This window comes from Stutzerimonas kunmingensis, from assembly GCF_002929225.1.
In the GTDB taxonomy this organism is placed as follows: Bacteria; Pseudomonadota; Gammaproteobacteria; order Pseudomonadales; family Pseudomonadaceae; genus Stutzerimonas.
The window spans coordinates 884,558-906,185 of record NZ_PISM01000004.1; the positions used below are offsets into that span (position 1 = coordinate 884,558).

A 21,628-nucleotide genomic window follows, 5' to 3' on the forward strand; every position below is an offset into this window, starting at 1 on the left:
GAGGCGTCTCTCAAGGTACTGATTTTTGGCTCGTTCTTTGGTCGCTAATTCACGCCATAAATTTGACTCAGTTCATTTTTTCATTAATCTACGTTCCATCTGCCATCAGTGTGATCGCCGTTCTTCCATGGATGCGAGCGCAGGCTTTCTTTCAGCTTCTTTAGAGCCCTATAAACAAGATGTGGCGTGAAACCAAGATTTTGTTGATAGACGATGATCACGACCGCCGGCGCGACCTGGCCGTCATCCTGAACTTTCTCAGCGAGGATCATCTGGCTTGTTCAAGCAGTGAATGGCAGGAGGCGGTCGCCGGCCTCGAATCCAGCCGTGTTGTCAACGGTGTCATGCTGGGCGACGTGTCCTCCAAGGGCGGCGCTGTCGAACTGATCAAGCAGATGGGCAAATGGGATGAAAATGTCCCGCTGATGCTGATCGGTGAGCCCGCTCCGGCGGACTGGCCGGACGATCTGCGACGCCGAGTGCTGACCAGCCTGGAAATGCCACCCAGCTATAACAAGCTGCTCGACTCCCTGCACCGTGCGCAGGTCTATCGCGAGATGTACGACCAGGCAAAGTCCCGTGGTCGCCAGCGCGAGCCCAATCTTTTCCGCAGCCTGGTCGGCACCAGCCGAGCGGTGCAGCACGTCCGGCAGATGATGGAACAGGTCGCCGACACCGAAGCCAGTGTGCTGATTCTTGGTGAGTCCGGCACCGGCAAGGAAGTGGTTGCGCGAAATCTGCACTATCACTCGAAGCGGCGTCAGGGGCCTTTTGTACCTGTCAATTGCGGAGCGATTCCGGCGGAGTTGCTGGAAAGCGAACTGTTTGGTCACGAGAAGGGCGCCTTTACCGGTGCGATTACTGCTCGCGCGGGTCGTTTCGAGCTTGCCGAGGGCGGCACACTGTTTCTCGATGAGATAGGCGACATGCCGTTGCCGATGCAGGTCAAGCTGCTGCGGGTTCTGCAGGAGCGCACCTTCGAGCGTGTTGGCAGCAACCGTACGCAGAATGCCGATGTGCGCATCATCGCGGCGACGCATAAGGACCTTGAGAAAATGATCGAGGAGGGGACCTTCCGCGAGGACCTCTACTATCGTCTGAATGTCTTCCCCATCGAGATGGCGCCGCTACGGGAGCGTGTCGAGGATATTCCGTTGCTGATGAACGAGCTGATCTCGCGCATGGAGCATGAAAAGCGCGGCTCTATACGTTTCAACTCGGCAGCAATCATGTCGCTATGCCGGCACGACTGGCCGGGTAATGTCCGCGAGCTGGCAAACCTGGTAGAGCGCATGGCGATCATGCATCCCTATGGCGTTATCGGGGTAATGGAGCTGCCGAAGAAGTTTCGCCACGTCGACGACGATGACGAGCAGTACGCGACCAGCCTGCATGATGAGATGGAGGAGCGCGCGGCAATCAGCGCGCCAATGGTGGTACCCGAAGCTCAGGCGATGCTGCCGATCGAGGGTCTGGATCTCAAGGAATACCTCGGCAATCTTGAGCAGGGACTTATTCATCAGGCTCTCGAAGATGCTGGTGGCGTGGTGGCTCGGGCAGCCGAGCGGTTGAGGATTCGCCGAACCACGCTGGTCGAGAAAATGCGCAAGTACGGCATGAATCGTCGCGACGACGATATGGGCGACTAGCACGCTGCTAGTCGGTTCTAAAAAGACGTTCAAAAAGGCCACCTGGATCAGGTGGCTTTTTTCGTTTGGCTGGTCGTGCCGATGGCGGTCGCTGGGAAGTGCTGAGCGCCGGGCACGAAGATTGCTGGTCCCCGTCAACCGACTTTCTTTTGACAGGCGCAAGCGACCCGTGAATTCCGTCACCAAGCCATCCGAAAGTTCATTCGATGCCCTAGACGTGCTGGCGCTGACTCGATCGCTGGAGCTCTTTCGTCAGGTATCCGGACAGCTTGGTGAATCCGAGGAGCTATTGCAGGTACGCGTCGCCGAGCTCAAGGGGCAACTTGCCGAGGCCGGCGAGCTTCGACGACAGGAGCTGGAGGAGAAAGAGCGTCTCGCGCAGCGATTGCAGAGCGTTCTCGACCTGCTGCCAGGTGGCGTCATCGTGATCGATGGGCAGGGTGTAGTGCGCGATGCGAACCCGGTTGCTCTTGAGCTGTTGAGCGAGCCACTCGTGGGGCACCCCTGGCGCGAGGTGATTGGCCGCTGTTTTGCACCGCGGCGGGACGACGGGCACGAGATATCGCTACGCAATGGTCGCCGCCTATCCATCGCTACGCGCTCGCTTGCCGGGGAACCTGGTCAGCTGGTACTGCTCACCGACCTTACCGAGACCCGCCGACTCCAGGATCAGCTGGCGCGCCATGAACGGCTGTCGTCGCTAGGGCGCATGGTGGCTTCGCTTGCCCACCAGATTCGCACTCCGCTGTCCACCGCGTTGCTATATGCCAGTCACCTCGAGCAGGGGGGGCTGAGCGAACAGCAACAGCAGCGCTTCGCCGGTAGCCTCAAGGCTCGTCTGCACGAACTGGAGCATCAGGTCCGTGACATGCTGATCTTCGCCCGCGGTGATCTGCCGCTGAACGACCGACTGAGTCCGGCTGCGCTGTTGTCGGCGCTGCGTTCGGCCGGCGAGCCACGTCTGCACGGCGCCAGCGTGCGCTGGCAGTGTGACGTGCAGGGGGTGGAGGTGTTGTGCAATCGCGATACGTTGGTCGGAGCATTGCTCAATCTCATCGAAAATGCGTTACAGGCCAGCGTCGGGGCGCCGCGTCTGAAGGTCCACCTGTATCGCCGCGACGAAACGGTGCGGGTGTGCATAAGCGACTGCGGTAAAGGCATCGACGCCGAAACACTGGGCCGGTTGGGCGAGCCGTTTTTCACCACCCGAACCACGGGAACCGGCCTGGGGCTGGCAGTGGCCAAGGCCGTTGCCCGAGCCCATCAAGGTGACCTGCAGTTGCGCTCGCGGCCAGGCCGCGGAACCTGTGCGCTGATGAGCCTGCCGTTGATTCCCGCCACTCACAAACCGGAGTGACCTGTATGGCCGCCACGATACTTCTCGTCGAAGACGATCACGCCCTGCGCGAAGCCCTGGGCATCACGCTGCAGCTTGGGGGCTACGAGTACCGTGCCGTCGATTGCGCCGAAGCGGCCTTGTGTGCGCTGCAGGAAGAGTCATTCGGCCTGGTCATCAGTGACGTGAACATGCCCGGCATGGACGGCCACGAACTGCTCTCGCTGGTTAGGCAACGCTACCCGCAGGTGCCCGTGCTGCTGATGACCGCCTTTGGCGCGGTAACGAGGGCGGTGGATGCGATGCGCCAGGGCGCTGTCGATTATCTGGTCAAGCCGTTCGAGCCAGGCACATTGCTTGAGCTCTTGGGGCGTCATGTGAACGGCATCGCTGCTACCGAGGCAGAAGGGCCGGTGGCGCTCGAGCCGTCCAGCCAGCAGCTGCTGGCTCTTGCCCGGCGGGTGGCGCAAAGTGACTCCACTGTACTGATCTCCGGTGAGTCAGGCACTGGCAAGGAGGTGCTGGCGCGCTATATCCACCAGCAGTCACCGAGGCACGGCAAGCCATTTATCGCCATCAATTGCGCTGCCATTCCGGACAACATGCTCGAAGCAACCCTGTTCGGGCATGAGAAGGGCGCTTTCACCGGCGCGATTGCCAGTCTGCCTGGCAAGTTCGAGCAGGCCGACGGCGGTACTTTACTGCTCGACGAGATATCCGAGGTGCCGTTGGGGTTGCAGGCGAAACTGCTACGTGTGCTGCAGGAGCGAGAGGTCGAGCGGGTCGGTGGGCGGAAGCCTATCGCTCTGGATATTCGTGTGCTCGCCACCACCAACCGTGATCTCGCTAGCGAGGTAGCGGCGGGTCGCTTCCGTGAGGACCTCTATTACCGTCTTTCGGTCTTCCCACTGGCGTGGTCGCCGCTGAGGCAGCGCCCGGCCGATATTCTGCCGCTCGCCGAACGCCTGTTGGTCAGCCACGCCAGGAAGATGCGCCAGGCGCCTGCGCGGCTTTCGGCCGAGGCGCAGCGCTGCCTGGTGGCGCACGCGTGGCCGGGCAACGTACGCGAACTGGACAACGCGATACAGCGAGCGTTGATTCTTCAGCAGAGCGGCGTGATCCAGCCGCAGGATCTGTGCCTGGCGGGTGTGGGCGGTGTCACCAGCTTGCCTGTCGCCAGCAGCGCGGCACAACCGTGCGAGGGCGCTGCAGGGGAGGCGGGGGCCTGTTCGGGACTGGGGGATGATCTGCGCCGCCGCGAGTTCCAGTTGATCATCGATACCCTGCGTGCCGAACGTGGACGGCGCAAGGAGACGGCTGATCGCCTGGGCATCAGTGCGCGCACCCTGCGTTACAAGCTGGCGCAGATGCGCGACGCCGGGATGGATGTCGAGGCATCGCTCTACGCGGGCTGAGCGCGCTCCCCTCAACCTCGCTCTGATAAGCTGCCGCCATCCTCATGATGGAGATTTCCAGGTGCACAAAGACTTCTGGCAGGAGCGCTGGGCTCGCAACGAGATTGGTTTCCACCTTGACGATGTTCATCCCGGCATGCGTCGCCACTGGCCGCGACTGGCGTTGCCTGATGGTGCGACGGTGCTGGTGCCGTTGTGCGGCAAGAGTCTGGATCTGGCCTGGCTGGCCGGGCAAGGGTTCAATGTCGTGGGGGTGGAGCTGAGTGAGAAGGCTGTAGACGCTTTTTTTTCCGAGCAGCAGCTCAAAGCTGAAATTTCCCAGCGTGGGCCGTTCAAGGTCTATCGCTCCGATAGCCTGGAGATCCGTTGCGGCGACTTTTTCGCGCTCGGTACGGCCGATGTCCTCGGGTGCCAGGCGGTCTATGATCGCGCCGCCTTGATCGCATTGCCGCACGCGATGCGTCAGCGGTACGCGGCACTGATGTCGAGCATCCTCCCGGCCGGCTGTCAGCAGCTTCTGGTTACGCTGGATTATGACCAGGCAGAGATGGAAGGCCCGCCCTTCGCGGTGGGTACGAGCGAGGTGCGCGACCTGTACGCCGCTGAGTGGGGCGTGGAACTGCTGGAAGCCAAGGAAGTGCTGGAGCGTAATCCGCGGATGCGCGAGCGCGGTCTGACGCGGCTCGAGGAGCACTTCCATTGGCTGCAACGGCGGGTCTGACCCGCCGCTTGTAATGCTGCAGCGATCAGCCGTCGGCCTGTAAGCGGCGGATGAACGTGTCGGCCTCGTCGATGGCGCGCTGCATGTCAGCCATCAGCTGGTCGACGTTGCCCTGCAGCGTGCGGTATTCCCCGTGCAAGGCGCTTATCGCGCGAGCATTGAGGTTGTGCTTGAGAAACAGCACCTGATCGCGCAGAACGCTGAGCACCGGGTCGATGCGTTTCTCCGCCGCTTTCATCCGCTGGATCAGCGTTCGGTATTCGGCGCGGGTGCGGTTGAGTTCTTTGGCGCTGGCGGCTTTCAGGCTGGCGTTGCTGTATTGCTTGAGTTCGCTTTCCCATTCCCTGAACAGCGCGTCGGCCACGTCTTCGACCGCTTCGATGCGGGCGCGGACGTCACGCGCACTCGCTACGCTGGCTTCGTACTCTTCGTTGAGTGCGTCGTAACGCTTCTCCAGATCGCCGCCCTTGACCTCGACGACGCTGCGATAGCGCTCCAAAGCATCCTTGAACTGCTGTTTGGCTTCCTGCTGCGCGTCACGCGACTCCTCCACACGATCGACCAGGATATCGCGCTTATGGATACCGGCCTTCTCCATCGCTGAATAGTAGGCACTCTGACAGCCGCCGAGCGCGAGCAGCGCGAAGCAGGCGAATATGAAACGACGCATGGCGATTCCTTGTATGCGGGTTGAGTCTGCATAGACAAAAGAAAAGGGCGACTTGCGTCGCCCCTGTTGCGTTCAGTGCAATTAGCCGCGCTGGCGCAGCGCTTCGATGCGGTCTTCCAGCGGCGGGTGGGTCATGAACAGCCCGGCGAGGCCATGCTTCAGCGAACCGTTGATGCCGAATGCCTTGAGCGTGTCGGGCATGTGAACCGGCATGCCCTGTTCGGCACGCAGGCGCTGCAGGGCGCCAATCATGGCGCTGGTGCCGGCCAGTTGGGCACCGGCCTCGTCGGCACGGTACTCGCGTTTGCGCGAGAACCACATGACGATAATGCTGGCGAGCAGGCCCAGTACCAGTTCGGCAAAGATCGTCGCGACGAAGTAGCCAATGCCGTGGCCGTCCTCGTTTTTCAGGATCGCCTTGTCGACGAAGTTGCCGAAGATACGTGCGAAGAACATGACGAATGTGTTTACCACACCCTGGATCAGCGCCAGGGTCACCATGTCGCCGTTGGCCACGTGGCCGATCTCGTGGGCAAGCACCGCTTTCACCTCATCCGGCGAGAAGCGCTCGAGCAGCCCCTGGCTGACCGCCACCAGTGCGTCGTTGCGGTTCCAGCCGGTGGCAAAGGCGTTCGCCTCGTAGGCCGGGAAAATGCCGACTTCGGGCATCTTGATGCCGGCGTCGCGCGACAGTTGCTCGACTGTCTGCAGCAGCCACTGCTCGTGACGGGTGCGCGGCTGGCTGATGATTTCCGTACGCGTACTCATCTTCGCCATCCATTTGGAGATGAACAGCGAAATGAGCGAGCCCGCGAAGCCGAAAACCGCACAGAAGACCAGCAGGCTGCCATAGTTCTGGCCGGTATAGCGATCGACCCCGAGCAGCTTCAGGGTGATGCTGGCGATGACCAGTACCGCAAGGTTGGTGGCCAGGAACAAGAAAATGCGCATCATGTTGCGGCAGACTCCAGGGTAGGAATTGAAGAACGATAGGCTATATAAGGTGCGCCCTTGAGCTATTCAACCGGGCGACTATTTCAAGCTATGTCGCTTGCCCATGGAGGCTGGGATGCAGTGGTGCGCCGGACTGGCTTTCGAACATCAATCGGGCCAGCTGAGCGATGCGCTCGCTGTTCGCGCGCTTCAATGCCTCGCGAAGCTGATGGGCGAGGCTGGCCTGAATGCGCAGCACGCTGGGAGGGAGGCTGAGGTCGTCGGCGATCTGTCCAGGCACCGCTCGTGACAGGCGCACGAAGCCTTTTTCGGTAAGCACCGCCTGGTCCAGCGCCTGGAAATGAATGGTGCTCTCGTAACGCAGATAGCCCTCCTCGGCGAGCCAGAGCAGGGCACCTAGGCAGCTCTGGTGGCGTTTGGAGGGAAGGCCGAACTCATCCGGCTCTTCCCGGCCGATCAGATCTTCTACATACAGCGAGACCTTGCGTGGGAAGGCCTGATAGAGCATCAGCAGGCCGCCCGCCGCATCCTTGTAGAAATCGTCGATCTGCAAATCCATCGCTTACTGGTGGTAGGTCTTGAGGAAGTTGCCGATGCGGCCAATGGCCTGCTCCAGATCGTCGACGCGGGGCAGGGTGACCACGCGGAAATGATCCGGCCATGGCCAGTTGAATGCAGTGCCTTGAACGATCAGCAGCTTCTCGGAAAGCAGCAGATCAAGCACGAACTTCTCGTCGTTGTGGATCGGGCAGATCTTCGGGTCAATGCGCGGGAACGCATACAGCGCGCCCATGGGTTTGACGCAGCTGATGCCCGGGATGTCGTTGAGCAACTCCCAGGTACGGTTACGCTGCTCGAGCAGGCGGCCCGGCGGTAATACCAGGTCATTGATGCTCTGGTAGCCGCCCAGTGCAGTCTGAATCGCATGCTGCGACGGTACGTTGGCGCACAGGCGCATGTTGGCGAGGATATCCAGGCCTTCGATGTAGCTCTGCGCCCTGTGCTTCGGCCCGGAAATCGCCACCCAGCCCGAACGGAAGCCGGCAACCCGGTAGGATTTGGACAGCCCGTTGAAGGTCAGGCAGAGCACGTCCGGCGCCAGCGAGGCGGTGGAGATGTGTACGGCGTCGTCGTAGAGAATCTTGTCGTAGATTTCGTCGGAGAACAGAACGAGCTTGTGCTGGCGGGCAAGCTCGACCATGCCTTCGAGCACTTCCTTGGGGTAGACCGCGCCGGTGGGGTTGTTCGGGTTGATCAGCACCAACGCCTTGGTGTTAGACGTGATCTTGGCCTTGATATCGGCCAGGTCCGGCCACCAGTTGGCCTGCTCGTCGCAAAGGTAGTGCACCGGCTTGCCGCCGGCCAGGCTCACCGCAGCGGTCCACAGCGGGTAATCCGGGGCAGGGATCAGCACTTCATCGCCATTGTTCAGCAATGCCTGCATGGACATGACGATCAGCTCGGACACACCGTTGCCGAGGTAGATGTCTTCGATGCCGACGCCTTCAACCTGCTTCTGCTGGTAGTACTGCATGATCGCCTTGCGGGCGCTGAACAGGCCTTTGGAGTCGCTGTAGCCCTGGGCAGTGGGCAGGTTGCGGATCACGTCCTGGAGGATTTCCTCCGGCGCTTCGAAACCGAACGGCGCCGGGTTGCCGATGTTCAGCTTGAGGATGCGATGGCCTTCCTCTTCCAGGCGTTTGGCGTGCTTGAGCACGGGCCCGCGGATGTCGTAACAGACATTGGCAAGCTTGTTCGATTTGCTGACCTGCATGATCCTGAGTGTCCCGAAGTGAAAACGCGCCAGTTCCGGAAATGGCTGGCCGCGCTTGGCATGAACCCGGGCGCCTTGGCAGTCGGAAACCCCGCTGCCAGACTAGGCGTCGAAGAGGGACGCATGATACGTGCGCCCCGACCACCGGAAAAGGTACAGATCGGCCTTTTTTGAGCTGAGGAGTGTATCGATGGACAAGCTGGAAAAACCGCTCGACGTCTGGCGCGAGGAACTCTCCGATGAGCAGTTCCAGATCTGCCGGCTGGGCGCCACCGAGCGTCCCTTCACGGGTAAGTACAACGACACGAAGACACCTGGCATCTACCATTGCGCCTGCTGCGACACGCCACTGTTCGATGCGGATGCTAAGTTCGATTCCGGCTGCGGCTGGCCCAGCTATTTCCAGCCGGTCAGTGATACCGCTATCGCCAGCCTGGATGATTTCAGTCACGGTATGCACCGGATCGAGGTCAGGTGCGCACGCTGCGATGCACACCTCGGTCATGTTTTTCCCGATGGCCCGCAGCCGACCGGGTTGCGCTACTGCATCAATTCCGCCTCTCTCAACCTGAAACCGCGCGAAGCCTGAGCATCGTCGGTTGCAAGGAGCCTCGCATGCACGACCCTTTGTTGGACATTCCCTGCGTCACCATCGAGGGCGAGCAGAAGAGGCTCGCGGATTTCGATGCAAAGGTGCTGCTGGTGGTCAATACGGCCAGTCAGTGTGGTTTTACCCCGCAATACAAGGGGTTGGAAGCGTTGTGGCAGCGTTACGGCGAGCGCGGATTGATCGTGCTCGGATTTCCCTGTAACCAGTTCGGCAAGCAGGAGCCAGACGGCGAGCAGGAAATCGCAGCATTCTGCGAACGCCGCTTCGGCGTTTCCTTTCCCCTTTTTGCCAAAGTCGAGGTGAACGGTGGGGATGCTCATCCGCTCTTCATTGAATTGAAAAAGCGCGCACCTGGGCTGCTGGGTAGCAAGGCGATCAAGTGGAATTTCACCAAGTTTCTCATCTCTGACCAGGGTAGAGCGGTGAGACGTTTTTCCTCTCGCACCACGCCGGAGGCAATGGCCGCGGAAATCGAAACATTGCTTTGACTGCTGCTTGAGTGAGGTTGCGTTTCGCCTGCCTGATTGCCTGATTGTCTGATTGCCTGATTGCCTGATTGCCTGATTGCCTGATTGCCTGATTGTCTGTTGTCGGGTCGGGTCCAGCCGGGCCTTTTCGTCTCTGGAGTCATCATGGATGTCGAGTTGAAAGCCTTCCTGCAGCGTGCCGAGGGACTGCTGGTGCGTATCGAGCCGCTGCTACCTGCCCAGCCACCGGTCATCGATTGGGATCGTACCGTTGCGGCGCGCTGGCAGCGTGATGCTCGCAGCGGCTATCTGGCACCGCTGGAAGTCAGTCTGGATCTGAGTCTGGCTGATTTGATCGGCATTGATCGCCAGCGCGATCTGCTGTCCGCCAACACGCGTCAGTTCGTCGATGGATTGCCGGCCAACCACGTGCTGTTGTGGGGCGCCCGTGGCACCGGCAAGTCGTCGCTGATTCGCGCGCTGCTGGCCGAATACGCCGCGGACGGGCTGCGTCTGATCGAAATCGAGCGTGACCATCTGGCGGACCTGCCACGCGTTGTCGAACTGTTGGCCGGGTTACGACAGGCATTCGTCCTGTTCTGTGACGACCTGTCGTTCGAGGCGGGAGAGGGCGACTATCGCGTGCTCAAGAGTGTGCTGGATGGCTCGCTGGAGCGCGCGCCGGAGAACGTGCTGTTGTACGCCACGTCCAATCGCCGGCACCTGGTCCCGGAACGTCAGAGTGACAACGAGAACTGGCAGATGGTCGACGGCGAACTGCACCCGAACGAAGCGGTGGAAGACAAGATCGCGTTGTCCGATCGCTTCGGTTTGTGGCTGTCGTTCTACCCCTTCACCCAGCAGCACTACCTCAGTGTGGTACGCCACTGGATCGATTCGTTGGCGCGGCGGGCCAGCCTCGATTGGGCGTGGAGCGAAGCCCTGGAGAAGGATGCGATTCGTTGGGCGACCGGGCGCGGCAACCGCAACGGTCGCTGCGCCTACCAGTACGCTCGGCAGTGGGTGGGTAAGCGTCTGCTCGAAGCGCGAGGCTGACGTATCTGCTGAGATAACGCGTCAAGGCGGCCTGCTGCCTGACCTCACCGTGGGCGTGATCGGAACTCAGGCGGTAGCGGCCTTGCCCATTTCCTTGAGCTTGGCGTTCATGCGCTGCTCGTCCGGCAGGATGCCCGCGACCGATGGCAATGCGAGCATGCGTGCATGATGTGCTGCGAGGTCGGGCCAGCGCTGCGCGTCGAGCTGTTCGCCACCGTGCGCCAGGTTGATCAGTTGGCAGGCGAGGGCGATGTCCGCCATCGACAGTTGGTTGCCGACGAGGAACTCCCGCCCGGCGAGTTGCTGCTCAAGGTAATCGAAATGCGGCGGTAGCTTCTGCTTCAGCGCGGCCTGCACCGCCTCTTCATTGCAGGCTTGACCGGCGGTCGGCTTGAGAATTCGGTTGCGGAAAACGGTAAAGGTGGTCAGTGGCGCCAGCTCGTAGTCCGCGTACTTTTCCAGCCAGCGGACCCGCCCGCGTTCCTGCGCGTTACCAGCGTAAAGGGCCGGCGTATCGGGATAGGCCTCCTCGAGGTACTGGCAGATCACGCTGGAGTCGGCGAGTGTGCAGTCGCCGTCCTTGAGTGCCGGGATGCGTCCCAGTGGATTGAGGGCCAGATACCATTGCGGAGGCGTGAAGGGCATGACCGTCTCTAGCTGATACTCGAGCCCCTTCTGCCTGAGGCACAGGCGCACCTTGCGCACGAACGGGGAGAGGGGAACGCCATACACGGTCAAGGTCATGGGATTTCTCCGTAGCAGATCAGGGCTGATGAGCGATCAATAGACGTTGTTTTTCTTCCAGAGATCTTCGTCATCGAACGCCTTCATGCCTTCGGCGAGCTCGTTGGGCTCGTCTGTCTTGGGCACATCGTTCTTCAACACCAGAGCGTCGGCATGTGCGAGGAGGGCTTCCAGCTGTTTGAGCTGGCTCTGATAAGGCGCCGGTGCAGGTTGGCGGCGAATATGCTGAATGCCTCGTTCGAACGCCAGGCGTGCGCGTTGCGGCTGGTTCTGTTGCAGCGCAAGTTTTCCCAAGCCGGTGAAGAATTCGATGTGCAGGATAGCCAGCATGCGTTGGATGTCTTGCACCCAGCGTTTGGCTTCGGCCTTATCGATCAGGCCGTCCTTGGTGGCGCGAACGATCTGGGCGTGGAGATCCTCGAGCATGAAGCGACTTTCCTTGGCCTGTGCTTCCGTCACGATCTGCCGCGGAGCATTGCGCATCTCGATCGCTTCGCCCTTGGCCAGCTCGGCCTGCAGCGCCTGCATTCGCGCGCTCAGTTTGTCATTGCCCTTGTCCACCGGCCGCAGCCGTTCGCTCAGCGCAAGTTCGAGGCGGGTCAGCAATAGCTTCAGCGCGGGTGTCATCATCTGTCCCGGGAGTCCGTCGGACAGCTCCGCGCAGCGGCGGCAGCGGTCAGTGAGGTCAGCCCGTTTGCGGGCCTTTTCCAGATTGCCTTTTTCGACAATCTGAATGGTGTAGACGATGCCGACCAGCAGGAACACACCGACCAGGATCAACGCAGTGATCATTAATGGAGACACTTGACTGCACCTCTCGAGCCGCTGGTTTTTCGCTTGAGTGTAGTGGCTTGATGATGTGGCCGATAGCTCTGCGTGCTGCCCGGATATGGCCTTCAAATTTTTTTTAAAACTATGCTTGACGACTCCCGAGGGCCTCCATAGAATGCGCGCCACTTGCAGCGTGAAGCACCAAACAGAGCGCGGCAAGCCGGAATGAAGCTTGTGGTTTCCGGGCAACGTCCCCTTCGTCTAGTGGCCTAGGACACCGCCCTTTCACGGCGGTAACAGGGGTTCGAGTCCCCTAGGGGACGCCATATTTGTTGTAGACAACGCGGGAATAGCTCAGTTGGTAGAGCACGACCTTGCCAAGGTCGGGGTCGCGAGTTCGAGTCTCGTTTCCCGCTCCAAATTCTCTTCGGTGACCTTTTCAAGGTGATCGAAGAAAGAAAAAAGCGACCTCAGGGTCGCTTTTTTCGTTTCAGTCGATCCCTTTCAGATCTCAGTTCTTGCTGATCTTTATGCCCAGCGCCTGCGTGGCTTGCCATGCGCTGGCGCCGTCCGCTACCTCAGGCCAGCCTACTGCATCGCGCGGCGGGCTGCCGGAGGAGGCTCAAGGTGGTGGGCGTCCCCTCAGGTGTATTTGGTGAAGATGCTGCGCACCCGTTCCAGGGTCTCGCCTGTATCTTGCGTCTGGTCGTGCAGCGCCTCTTCGATCAGGCAGGTCAGCATCAGTCGGTAGGCTTTGTCCAGCGCGCTACGAGCAGCGGAAAACTGCTGAGCGATGGCTTCGCAATCTTCGCCTCGCTTGATCATTGCCTGGATGCCGCGCACCTGCCCCTCGACTCTCGCTAAACGTTTCAGCATGGCCTGCTGCTGGGCCTGCATCTCTGCGGATTCCACGGGGAGGGTCTGGTCATTCATGCGGCTACCTCGACATGACTGGATGGAGAGCCTGCGAAGATTCCGATTAGGGTCGCGGCTCATATACGGGTAGGGGCATGCTAGCGATGCCGCCGCTGGCGGCCAACTTCTTTCGGTCAGGGCTTGCCAAACAATATATAAAAAAATATATTGTCATCATCTTAAGTGTTTGATCGCTGACCTATGACTGCCGATCTGGATATCGAGCAACTGCGCGCCAATGCGGCGTCCGCGGGGGCTTTGCTGAAGGCTTTGGCCAACCCTGACCGCCTGTTGCTGCTTTGCCAGTTGTCGCTGGGCGAGCGCAACGTCTCCGAGCTGGAACAGCTGCTGGGCATTCAGCAGCCGACGCTGTCGCAGCAGCTCGCCGTATTGCGCCGGGAGGGGCTTGTTGCAACGCGCCGCGAAGGTAAGCAGGTCTACTACCGGATCAGCAGCGCTGAAGCATTGGCGGTGATCACGACGCTTTATCAGCTGTTCTGCGAAGGGGGCAAGCAATGACCATCGACTGGATCAACTTCACACCTTGGGCGGCATTGGCTGGTGGTGTCCTCATCGGTGCCGCGGCCAGCTTGTTCGTCCTGCTCAATGGCCGAATCGCCGGGATCAGCGGGCTGCTTGCCAGCCTGCTGGAAACGGGGGGCGAGGGGCGAAGCGAAAAACTGTTGTTTCTGCTCGGCATCCTGCTCGCGCCGCTCCTGTGGATGCTGTTTGCCACCCTGCCAGCGATGGAGTTTCAGTCCGGCTGGATCGGTTTGCTGGTGGCCGGGATGTTGGTCGGCGTCGGTACTCGCTACGGCTCCGGTTGCACCAGTGGGCATGGGGTCTGCGGGATCTCGCGACTGTCACCGCGCTCCATCGTGGCGACCGTGGCATTCATGGTCGCCGGCTTCGCCACGGTCTATGTACTACGTCATCTGTTGGGAGGCTGAGCATGCGCAAGTTGACTTCATTTGCTGCTGGTCTGCTATTCGGGCTGGGGCTGCTGCTTTCCGGAATGGCCAACCCGGCCAAGGTCATCGGTTTCCTTGATCTGGCGGGCGCCTGGGATCCCTCGTTGGCGCTGGTGATGGTCGGTGCCATCGCTACGGCGCTGGTGCCTTTCACCTGGGCGAGGAAACACGAGCGCTCTTTGCTCGATGCGCCGATGCAGCTGCCAACCAAGCGCGAGCTGGATGGCAGGCTGATCGGTGGCAGTCTGCTGTTCGGTGTGGGCTGGGGAATCGCCGGCATCTGTCCGGGCCCGGCCGTCGCCATGCTGCTCGGCGGGCACTGGCAGGTCGTGCTTTTCGTTCTCGCCATGCTTGGCGGAATGCTGTTGTTCTCCGCGCTGGAACGCCGGCGCGCTTGCTGACCGGGAGGTCTTTATGAAAGTCAACGTTGGAACCATTGATCGGGCACTGCGCATCGTTGTCGGCTTGGTGCTTATCGGTCTGAGCCTGGGCGGCGTGATCGGTGCCTGGGGCTGGATCGGTCTGTTGCCGCTGGCGACTGGCATCTTCCGTTTCTGCCCAGCCTATACGCTGCTCGGTATCAAGACTTGCAAGGCGTGCGATTCCAAGTCCTGAGAGTCTGCGAAGCTCCACAGCAAAAAGGCCGACATCGATGTCGGCCTTTTTTTGTCTGCGCGCTGCGGTCCGGCTATTCGAAACTGGGCAGGCTCGGCTTCACAACGGGCTTGTTCGCGCTGACCCAGGCGTCGAACCCGCCAGCGATCGACTGGACATGCAGGTAGCCCATGTCCTGCAGCGCTGCTGCGGACAGTGCGGCGCGACCGCTGGTCTTGCAATAGAGCACGATGTTCATGTCGCGCGCGGCGAGTTCCGGTGTGCCGCTGAGCTTGAACTCCAGCAGCCCCCGCGGAATGTTGAGGGCGCCGGCGATATGGCCCTCACGAAACTCATCCGCCTCGCGCACGTCGATCAGCACGTCCGCTGCCTGGATCGCGGCGTCGGCATCCGCGACTGCGACTTCCTGTACGTGGGCCCGGGCCAGTTCGACGAGGTCATGTGCGTTCTTCATCCTGCGTTCTCCTTGATGTTGCCAAAACATTCGCGCTGCCGTTCACGGGCATGGTGGGTGGTGTCCGGGTCCAGTGCGAGCAGCGCTTCGTACTGGCTGATGAAAACCTGACCGCCCAAATGAGCGAGGAAATCAGTGTTCCGTAATCGGTCCATGACCGGCCCCTTGACCTCGGAAAGATGGAGCTGGATGCCTGCGGTGTGCAGGCGGGCCGTGATGGCCTCAAGACTCTCCAGAGCGCTGGCGTCGATCAGGTTCACGCCTGGGCACATCAGCACCAGGTGCTCGGCCTGCGGGTAGCGCCCGATCAGCTCGGCGACGCGGTCTTCGAGGAAGCGCGCATTGGGGAAATACAGGCTCTCGTCGACGCGCACCGAGAGCACCCTCGGGCTCTGTATTACGGCGAAGCGCTCGATGTTGCGAAAATGTTCGCTACCCGGCAGCTGGCCGACCACGGCAATATGCGGCTGGCTGGTGCGCCAGAGAAACAGCAACAGCGATAGGCCGACACCGAGCAGGATGCCGCTTTCCACGCCGATCAGCAGCACACCGAGCATGGTGGCAGCCATGGCCGCGGCGTCCTGTCGGGAGTAGCGCCAGGTGCGGCGCAGGGCGGAGAGGTCCACCAGGCTGAGCACAGCGACAATGATCGTCGCGGCCAGTACCGCGTGTGGCAGATTGCGGAACAGTGGCGTGAACAGCAGCACGGTGAGGCCGATGCCCACTGCGGTCAGCGCACCAGCCAGCGGCGTCTGTGCGCCAGCATCGAAGTTGACCACCGAGCGGGCGAAGCCGCCGGTTACCGGAAAGCCACCACTGAGGGCCGCGGCGACATTGGCGCCGCCAAGCGCGATCAGTTCCTGGTTAGGCTCGATGCGTTCGCGGCGCTTGGCCGCCAGGGTCTGCGCCACGGAAACCGACTCGACGAAGCCGACCAGGCTGATCAGCACCGCCGCAGGCAGCAGTTGCAGTGCTAGCGTCATATCCAGCGTCGGCAGCCTCATGCTGGGTAGGCCGCCAGGCACCGCACCGACTACCCGCACGCCGGCATCGGCGAGCTGAAAGACGCTGACCGCCGCTATCGCCAGCAGCAAGGCGGCGACCGGCCCGATCTTGCTCAGCGTGCCGGCGATATGCGGACTCATACCCAAACGCTGCAGCCAAGTGGAGAGGCGGCTGCGCACCAGGTAGAGAAATAGCAGGCTCGTCGTGCCGACGATGAACGTCGGCAGATGCATTTGCGACAACGCTCCGAGCAGGCCCAAAACCAGCTCCACGGCGTTTTCACCTCCGGTTGAGATGCCGAGGATGTGCTTGAGCTGGCCGAGAGCGATGAGGATGCCCGAAGCGCTGATGAAGCCGGAAATCACCGGATGGCTGAGGAAATTCGCCAGAAAGCCCAGGCGCAGCACGGCCATGAGCAGCAGCACCGCGCCGGAGAGCAGCGCCAGCAGCATGGCCGCGCCTGCATATTCCGCGCTACCCGGGGCGAACAACGGTCCCAAGGCGGCCGCAGTCATCAGCGATACCACTGCCACCGGGCCGACTGCCAGGGTGCGACTGGTGCCGAACAGGGTATAGGCGATCAGCGGCAGCATGCTGGCGTACAGGCCGGTCACTGGCGGCAGGCCGGCGAGCATGGCGTAGGCGAGGCTCTGCGGGATCAGCATCAGCGTTACGATCAGCGCGGCCAGGCTGTCCTTGGCCGCGGCCGCGCGATCATAGTGCCTGACCCACTCCAATATGGGCATGTAGCGGGCCAAGCGCTGCTTCATCCCTTCTTCTCCTGGGTGAAGTCGCAAGCGTCGGGTGCCTCGGCCGGGCGCGGTTCGAAGTCCAGATGCTTCGGCTCGGCCAGCCATTCATGGCCCTTGAGCATCATCTCGAAGTAGATCGACGGCATCCATTGGGTCTTCAGCTTCCAGGCCAGGCGGCGCGGCACTTTCGGGTCGAGCGGGAACGTCGGCAGCAGCTTTCCGCCATAGCCGAACTCGGCGAGGATCACCTTGCCGTGCTCGACGGTCAGCGGGCAGGAGCCGTAACCATCGTAGATCGCCCGCGGGCCGCTGCCCTTGAGCACACTCAGCACGTTTTCGGCGACCACCGGTGCCTGTTTGCGCACCGCTGCTGCGGTCTTGGCGTTGGGCGCGGAACACACATCGCCGAGGCTGAAAACGTTGCCGAAGCGCGGATGCCGAAGCGTCTCGTGCTCGGCCTCGAACCAGCCGTCGGCGTTGGCCAGGGCGCTGTGGCGAATGAAGTCCGGTGCGTGCTGCGGTGGCACCATGTGCAGCAGATCGAACTCACGCTCCACCGTGGTACTTTGCCCGGCGCTGTCGGTCACCTTGAACCAGGCCTTGCGCGCCGGTCCGTCGACAGCCACCAGATTGTGGTTGAAGTTCAGCCGCGCGCCGTAGCGCTCGACGTACTGCATCAGCGCGGGCACGAAGTCTGCGACGCCGAACAGCACCGCGCCAGCCGAACAGAAGTCGACCTCGATATCCTTCAGTACGCCTTGCTGGCGCCAGTGATCGCAGGACAGGTACAGCGCCTTCTGCGGTGCGCCGGCGCACTTGATCGGCATGGGTGGCTGGGTGAATAGCGCCTTGCCGCCGCGCAGGTTCTGCACCAGTTGCCAGGTGTAGGGCGCCAGTTCGAAGGCGTAATTCGAGGTCACGCCGAACTTGCCGAGGCTGTCGCGGGCGCCTTCGATGGCGTCCCAGTCGAGGCTCAGGCCCGGGCAGACCACCAGCGCTCGATAGCCGATGCGGCTGCCGTCTTCGAGCACCACTTGCTGGTGCTCCGGCTCGAAGGCTTCGGCAGCCGCGCGGATCCATTGCGCCTTGGACGGAATGCAGCGACTCATCGCGCGCTCGGTGGCGGCGCGGTCGAACACGCCGGCGCCTACCAGCGTCCAGCCGGGCTGATAGTAGTGTTGCTCACGGGGTTCGATGATTGCGACGCGCAGTTCGGGGGCGCGCTTGAGCAAACTGGCTGTCACGGCGCAGCCGGCCGCGCCGCCGCCAATCACCAGCACGTCGTAGCGCGGCGTGACGGCGAATTTCGAAGCACCCGGTAGCGGCAGATCGGTTGTCGACTGCCAGTAACCCTGCATGCGTGGCAGCAGGCCGCTGAGGTCGTAACTGGCTTGCTGGGCTGTCTGCAGCAACACCTGCGGGTCGAGGTGATGGGCCTCGGCCAGTGCCCAGAGCGAGGCCGAGCGTGTCCCGGTGCGACAGAATGCCAGTGCTGGCCCCTTGATCCGCGCCAGTAGCGCTCGGAAGGCCGCGACGTCGGCATCAGTGATCTGCCCGGATACGACCGGTAGATGATGGTACTCAAGGCCGGACGCCTCGGCGGCGGTGCGCATGGCCTCGCTGGACGGCTGGCCTTCGTCCTCGTTGTCCGGGCGGTTGTTGATGACGCAGCGAAATCCGCTGCCGGCCAGCAGCGCCATGTCCGCCGGTTGCAACTGGGCAGCGACGGAGATGAAAGGGGTCAGTCGTTTTATTGTTTGCATGTCGACGTCCTCCACGCTTGGGGCTACAGCACGTCCAGGGGAATCTTCAGGTAGCGCGTGCCGTTGCTTTCCGGCTCGGGTAGCTCGCCGCCGCGCATGTTGATCTGCACAGAGGGCAGGATCAGCGTCGGCATGCCCAGCGTGGCATCCCGTGCCGTGCGCATGGCGACGAACTGGTCCTCGCTGATGCCTGCGTGCACGTGCACGTTGTATTCGCTTTCGGCGGCGATGGTCGTTTCATGGAGGAACTCTTCACGGCCGGGCGCCTTGTAGTCGTGGCACATGAATACCCGTGTGTCGCCCGGCAGGGCGAACAGCTTCTGGATCGACTGGTACAGCGTGCGCGCGTCGCCGCCCGGGAAATCGCAACGGGCAGTGCCGTAATCGGGCATGAACAGCGTGTCGCCGACGAACGCCGCATCACCGATGACATAGGTCATGCAGGCTGGGGTGTGGCCCGGGGTATGAATGGCGCGCGCCTGGATGTTGCCGACCTGGAAGGTATCGCCATCGTGGAACAGGTGGTCGAACTGGCGGCCATCGGTCGCAAAGCCGGTACCGGCGTTGAACAGCTTGCCGAAGGTGTCCTGCACCACGGTGATGCGATCACCGATCGCCAGCTGACCACCTAGTTGCTGCCTGAGGTACGGCGCGGCGCTCAGATGGTCCGCGTGCACGTGGGTTTCCAGCAGCCACTGCACCTTGAGGTCCTGCTCGCGTACATAGTCGACCAGACGCTGGGCGGTAGCATGGGAGGTACGGCCGGATGCCGGATCGTAGTCCAGCACAGAATCGATCACCGCGCATTGGCGTGTCTGCGGATCGCTGACCACGTAGCTGTAGGTGAAAGTCGCGGGATCGAAGAAGGGTTCGATATGGGCATTCATGGACGCGCTCCTCTCAAAGATTAATACCGGTGGGGGTATGCATGTGGGGTGATGTTAGCCCTGATTTAGGTTATATGCTTAGACTTAATAGTTATTAGCTGGTGGCGGGACATTCGCCGCGACCCGCTATGGAAGGGGCGCAGCGGCTGTCGGGTCAGCGACTGGGCGGATTGGCAGCGTCACTGACGATATGGCCATCGACCAGCTGTATGGTCCGCCCGCAATCGGCCGCAAGCCGTGGATCATGGGTCACCACCAGTATTGCGCAGCCGAACTGGGCATTGATGCGATGAAATAGCTCGAACACGCTTTGCGCGGTGCGGGTATCGAGGTTGCCGGTCGGCTCGTCGGCCAGCAACAGAGGCGGGCGGGTCACCAGCGCCCGGGCGATGGCAACTCGTTGCTGCTGGCCGCCGGAGATCTGCGTCGGCTTCTTGTCGGCGAACTGCGCCAGTCCGACTTCGTCGAGCAGGCCGCGAGCCAGGTCGATATCCGCGTGTGACGGCTTGCCGTGGCGAATCATCAGCGGCATCAGCACGTTCTCCAGCACGCTGAATGCCGAAATCAGGTGGTGAAACTGGAACACGAAACCGATTGCCTGGTTGCGCAGGTGCGTGCGCGCTTCGTCGTTGCTGTCGCGTGTCGCCTGGCCGAGCACGTACAGCTCGCCGGAGCTGGGCGTATCGAGCAGGCCGATCAGGTTCAGCAGCGTGCTCTTACCTGAGCCGGACGGGCCGATCAGCGCGGCCAGCTCACCACGGCTCAGACGCAGGTCGATACCGTGCAACACCTCGGTTTCCAGTGGTGTGCCTATGTTGAAGGCCTTGCGTACCTGTTCCAGGCGCAGGACCTCATTGGCCGGGCTGGCTGACAGGGTTTCAGACATATCGAATCGCCACCGCAGGGTCGTAGCGCGCCGCACGCCGCGCCGGCATCGCCGCCGCCAGCACGCCGGTGATTGTCGCTACCAGCATGGCCAGCGGCACCAGTGTCGGATCGACCGGAATGGTGAACAGCCGCGGGCCAAATAGATTGAAAACCTGCACCAGGCCCCAGCCGACGCCTCCGCCGCAGGCCGAACCGAGCAGCCCGAGCAGCCCGCCCTGCAGCAGGAACACGCGCAGGATCTGCCCGCGCGGGCTGCCCATGGCGCGCAGGATGCCGATCTCGCGGGTGCGCTGGACGACGCTCACGGCGAGCACGCTGGCGATGCCAAAGGCCACGGAGATACCGACGAATACACGGATCATCTCCGTGGTCATGCTCTGCGAGGCGAGCGCGTTGAGCAGTTGCCCATTGGTTTCCATCCAGCTTTCGGCGCGCAGCCCGGTGAGGCGCGCGAGGCGCTCGGCGACCTGATCGGCCTCGAAGATCTCGGCGACCGTGGTATCGATCACCGTGACGCCGCCGGGCAGGTCGAGCAGTGTCTGCGCCTGTTTCAGGTCCAGGTACACGTAGCGCGCATCCAGCTCGCGTACGCCCAGCTCGAAGATACCGGCGATATCGACGACTGCCTCGCGGCCTTCGCCGGCGTCCAAACGCAGCTTGTCCCCGATGCCCAGGCCGAGGTCGCGTGCCAGTTCCTTGCCGATAATCGCGTGGCCGGCGCCCACGGTGAACTGCCCGGCGATCAGGTCGTCTGCCAGCGGGATGATGCGCTGATAGCGCGGCGGGTCGATGCCGAGCAGCGCCACCGAGGCGCGGGCCACGCCGCGTCGGGCGATGGCCGGGCCGCTGATCACCGGCGACACCGCGAGGATCTGTGCGTCCTGGTCGAGCACGTCGCGTACGTCCTGCCAGTTGATGATCGAGCGCAGGCGCTGGGCCCGCGGGCTCTCCAGCACCAGCGGCCAGCTGTGGTCATCGGCGGGCAGAATGCGGTTGACCTCGTCCGGCGGCAGGATGCGGATATGGGCCTGGGTGCCCAGGGTGCGCTCGACCACATTGGCCTGCAGGCCGGTGATCAGCGCCGTGATGAACACGATCACCGCCGAGCCGACGGCGATACCGAACATGATCAGCAACGTCTGCATGCGGTTGTCCAGCAAGAAGCGTAGGGCGATCTTCCATTCGGTCCACAGCGAGTCGGCCAGGCGCAT

The 21,628-nt window shown here is 62.1% G+C and carries 24 protein-coding genes and 2 tRNA genes; 13 read left to right on the top strand and 13 right to left on the bottom strand.

Annotated features, from left to right (window positions below; translation table 11 throughout):
- The first annotated feature begins 179 nt into the window (after positions 1-179).
- From CW305_RS05310 to CW305_RS05325, 4 genes are all read left to right on the top strand, one after another.
- The gene (locus tag CW305_RS05310) at positions 180-1,649 is read left to right on the top strand and encodes a sigma-54 dependent transcriptional regulator (protein WP_042926965.1); all 1,470 of its coding nucleotides are present in this window, start codon (positions 180-182) and stop codon (positions 1,647-1,649) included.
- Between the two features lie 169 nt (positions 1,650-1,818).
- Positions 1,819-3,006 carry a sensor histidine kinase gene (locus tag CW305_RS05315; RefSeq protein WP_104097277.1) on the top strand — a complete coding sequence of 396 codons (1,188 nt, stop codon included), beginning with the start codon at positions 1,819-1,821 and terminating at the stop codon, positions 3,004-3,006.
- Between the two features lie 5 nt (positions 3,007-3,011).
- On the top strand, positions 3,012-4,400 hold the full coding sequence (locus CW305_RS05320; protein WP_104097278.1) for a sigma-54-dependent transcriptional regulator: 1,389 nt from the start codon (positions 3,012-3,014) through the stop codon (positions 4,398-4,400).
- 61 nt (positions 4,401-4,461) lie between these two features.
- Positions 4,462-5,121 (top strand): thiopurine S-methyltransferase, encoded by a 660-nt coding sequence (locus CW305_RS05325; RefSeq protein WP_104097279.1) that lies wholly within the window; start codon positions 4,462-4,464, stop codon positions 5,119-5,121.
- A gap of 25 nt (positions 5,122-5,146) precedes the next feature.
- Here CW305_RS05325 and CW305_RS05330 read toward each other — a convergent pair whose 3' ends face one another.
- From CW305_RS05330 to CW305_RS05345, 4 genes are all read right to left on the bottom strand, one after another.
- Positions 5,147-5,791 (bottom strand): DUF2959 domain-containing protein, encoded by a 645-nt coding sequence (locus CW305_RS05330; RefSeq protein WP_041014433.1) that lies wholly within the window; start codon positions 5,789-5,791, stop codon positions 5,147-5,149.
- Between the two features lie 81 nt (positions 5,792-5,872).
- Positions 5,873-6,745 carry a protease HtpX gene (gene htpX, locus CW305_RS05335; protein WP_003299548.1) on the bottom strand — a complete coding sequence of 291 codons (873 nt, stop codon included), beginning with the start codon at positions 6,743-6,745 and terminating at the stop codon, positions 5,873-5,875.
- 88 nt (positions 6,746-6,833) lie between these two features.
- Positions 6,834-7,304 (bottom strand): hypothetical protein, encoded by a 471-nt coding sequence (locus CW305_RS05340; RefSeq protein ID WP_003299546.1) that lies wholly within the window; start codon positions 7,302-7,304, stop codon positions 6,834-6,836.
- A gap of 3 nt (positions 7,305-7,307) precedes the next feature.
- The gene (locus tag CW305_RS05345; RefSeq protein WP_014820822.1) at positions 7,308-8,519 is read right to left on the bottom strand and encodes a pyridoxal phosphate-dependent aminotransferase; all 1,212 of its coding nucleotides are present in this window, start codon (positions 8,517-8,519) and stop codon (positions 7,308-7,310) included.
- Positions 8,520-8,709: 190 nt separating this feature from the next.
- Here CW305_RS05345 and msrB point away from each other — a divergent pair, with 190 nt between their 5' ends.
- The 3 genes from msrB to CW305_RS05360 all read left to right on the top strand — a co-directional run bounded on the left by msrB (position 8,710) and on the right by CW305_RS05360 (position 10,652).
- Entirely contained in the window at positions 8,710-9,108 is a 399-nt protein-coding gene (gene msrB / locus CW305_RS05350; RefSeq protein WP_003299543.1) for a peptide-methionine (R)-S-oxide reductase MsrB, read from the top strand.
- A gap of 26 nt (positions 9,109-9,134) precedes the next feature.
- Positions 9,135-9,617 (top strand): glutathione peroxidase, encoded by a 483-nt coding sequence (locus CW305_RS05355; protein ID WP_041014429.1) that lies wholly within the window; start codon positions 9,135-9,137, stop codon positions 9,615-9,617.
- A gap of 144 nt (positions 9,618-9,761) precedes the next feature.
- Positions 9,762-10,652, top strand: coding sequence for an ATP-binding protein (locus tag CW305_RS05360; protein WP_104097280.1), 891 nt, complete (start codon positions 9,762-9,764; stop codon positions 10,650-10,652).
- A 66-nt stretch (positions 10,653-10,718) separates the two neighbouring features.
- Here the strand turns inward: CW305_RS05360 and CW305_RS05365 are convergent, their stop codons facing one another.
- Complete coding sequence (locus CW305_RS05365; protein ID WP_046622097.1) at positions 10,719-11,396, bottom strand: glutathione S-transferase family protein; 678 nt, start codon at positions 11,394-11,396, stop codon at positions 10,719-10,721.
- A gap of 36 nt (positions 11,397-11,432) precedes the next feature.
- The gene (locus CW305_RS05370; protein ID WP_104097281.1) at positions 11,433-12,188 is read right to left on the bottom strand and encodes a hypothetical protein; all 756 of its coding nucleotides are present in this window, start codon (positions 12,186-12,188) and stop codon (positions 11,433-11,435) included.
- Positions 12,189-12,417: 229 nt separating this feature from the next.
- Between CW305_RS05370 and CW305_RS05375 the strand changes: the two genes are divergently transcribed.
- A tRNA-Glu gene (locus CW305_RS05375) sits at positions 12,418-12,493 on the top strand.
- A gap of 17 nt (positions 12,494-12,510) precedes the next feature.
- Positions 12,511-12,586, top strand: a tRNA-Gly gene (locus CW305_RS05380).
- A 223-nt stretch (positions 12,587-12,809) separates the two neighbouring features.
- Here the strand turns inward: CW305_RS05380 and CW305_RS05385 are convergent.
- Positions 12,810-13,100 (bottom strand): metal-sensing transcriptional repressor, encoded by a 291-nt coding sequence (locus tag CW305_RS05385; protein ID WP_014820817.1) that lies wholly within the window; start codon positions 13,098-13,100, stop codon positions 12,810-12,812.
- A gap of 183 nt (positions 13,101-13,283) precedes the next feature.
- Here CW305_RS05385 and CW305_RS05390 point away from each other — a divergent pair, with 183 nt between their 5' ends.
- Genes CW305_RS05390 through CW305_RS05405 form a run of 4 tightly spaced genes read left to right on the top strand, consistent with a single transcriptional unit; the run spans position 13,284 to position 14,668 of the window.
- The gene (locus tag CW305_RS05390; protein WP_003299535.1) at positions 13,284-13,601 is read left to right on the top strand and encodes an ArsR/SmtB family transcription factor; all 318 of its coding nucleotides are present in this window, start codon (positions 13,284-13,286) and stop codon (positions 13,599-13,601) included.
- A complete protein-coding gene (locus CW305_RS05395) occupies positions 13,598-14,032 on the top strand; it encodes a YeeE/YedE family protein (RefSeq protein ID WP_042926953.1) in 435 nt (144 codons plus the stop codon). The genes CW305_RS05390 and CW305_RS05395 overlap by 4 nt, the downstream gene beginning before the upstream one ends.
- 2 nt (positions 14,033-14,034) lie before the next feature.
- Positions 14,035-14,454 (top strand): YeeE/YedE family protein, encoded by a 420-nt coding sequence (locus CW305_RS05400; protein WP_003299530.1) that lies wholly within the window; start codon positions 14,035-14,037, stop codon positions 14,452-14,454.
- Between the two features lie 13 nt (positions 14,455-14,467).
- Positions 14,468-14,668 (top strand): YgaP family membrane protein, encoded by a 201-nt coding sequence (locus CW305_RS05405; protein WP_003299529.1) that lies wholly within the window; start codon positions 14,468-14,470, stop codon positions 14,666-14,668.
- 73 nt (positions 14,669-14,741) lie between these two features.
- Here the strand turns inward: CW305_RS05405 and CW305_RS05410 are convergent, their stop codons facing one another.
- The 6 genes from CW305_RS05410 to CW305_RS05435 form a co-directional block, all read right to left on the bottom strand.
- The gene (locus CW305_RS05410) at positions 14,742-15,122 is read right to left on the bottom strand and encodes a rhodanese-like domain-containing protein (RefSeq protein WP_003299527.1); all 381 of its coding nucleotides are present in this window, start codon (positions 15,120-15,122) and stop codon (positions 14,742-14,744) included.
- Positions 15,119-16,897, bottom strand: a complete 1,779-nt coding sequence (locus tag CW305_RS05415; RefSeq protein WP_104097282.1) for a SulP family inorganic anion transporter — start codon at positions 16,895-16,897, stop codon at positions 15,119-15,121. The genes CW305_RS05410 and CW305_RS05415 overlap by 4 nt, the downstream gene beginning before the upstream one ends.
- A complete protein-coding gene (locus CW305_RS05420; protein WP_104097283.1) occupies positions 16,894-18,642 on the bottom strand; it encodes a bifunctional protein tyrosine phosphatase family protein/NAD(P)/FAD-dependent oxidoreductase in 1,749 nt (582 codons plus the stop codon). Before CW305_RS05420 ends, CW305_RS05415 begins: the two co-directional genes overlap by 4 nt.
- Positions 18,643-18,665: 23 nt before the next feature.
- The gene (locus tag CW305_RS05425) at positions 18,666-19,529 is read right to left on the bottom strand and encodes an MBL fold metallo-hydrolase (protein ID WP_104097284.1); all 864 of its coding nucleotides are present in this window, start codon (positions 19,527-19,529) and stop codon (positions 18,666-18,668) included.
- Between the two features lie 154 nt (positions 19,530-19,683).
- On the bottom strand, positions 19,684-20,415 hold the full coding sequence (locus tag CW305_RS05430; RefSeq protein WP_104097285.1) for an ABC transporter ATP-binding protein: 732 nt from the start codon (positions 20,413-20,415) through the stop codon (positions 19,684-19,686).
- Positions 20,408-21,628, bottom strand: coding sequence for an ABC transporter permease (locus CW305_RS05435; protein ID WP_104097286.1), 1,221 nt, complete (start codon positions 21,626-21,628; stop codon positions 20,408-20,410). The genes CW305_RS05430 and CW305_RS05435 overlap by 8 nt, the downstream gene beginning before the upstream one ends.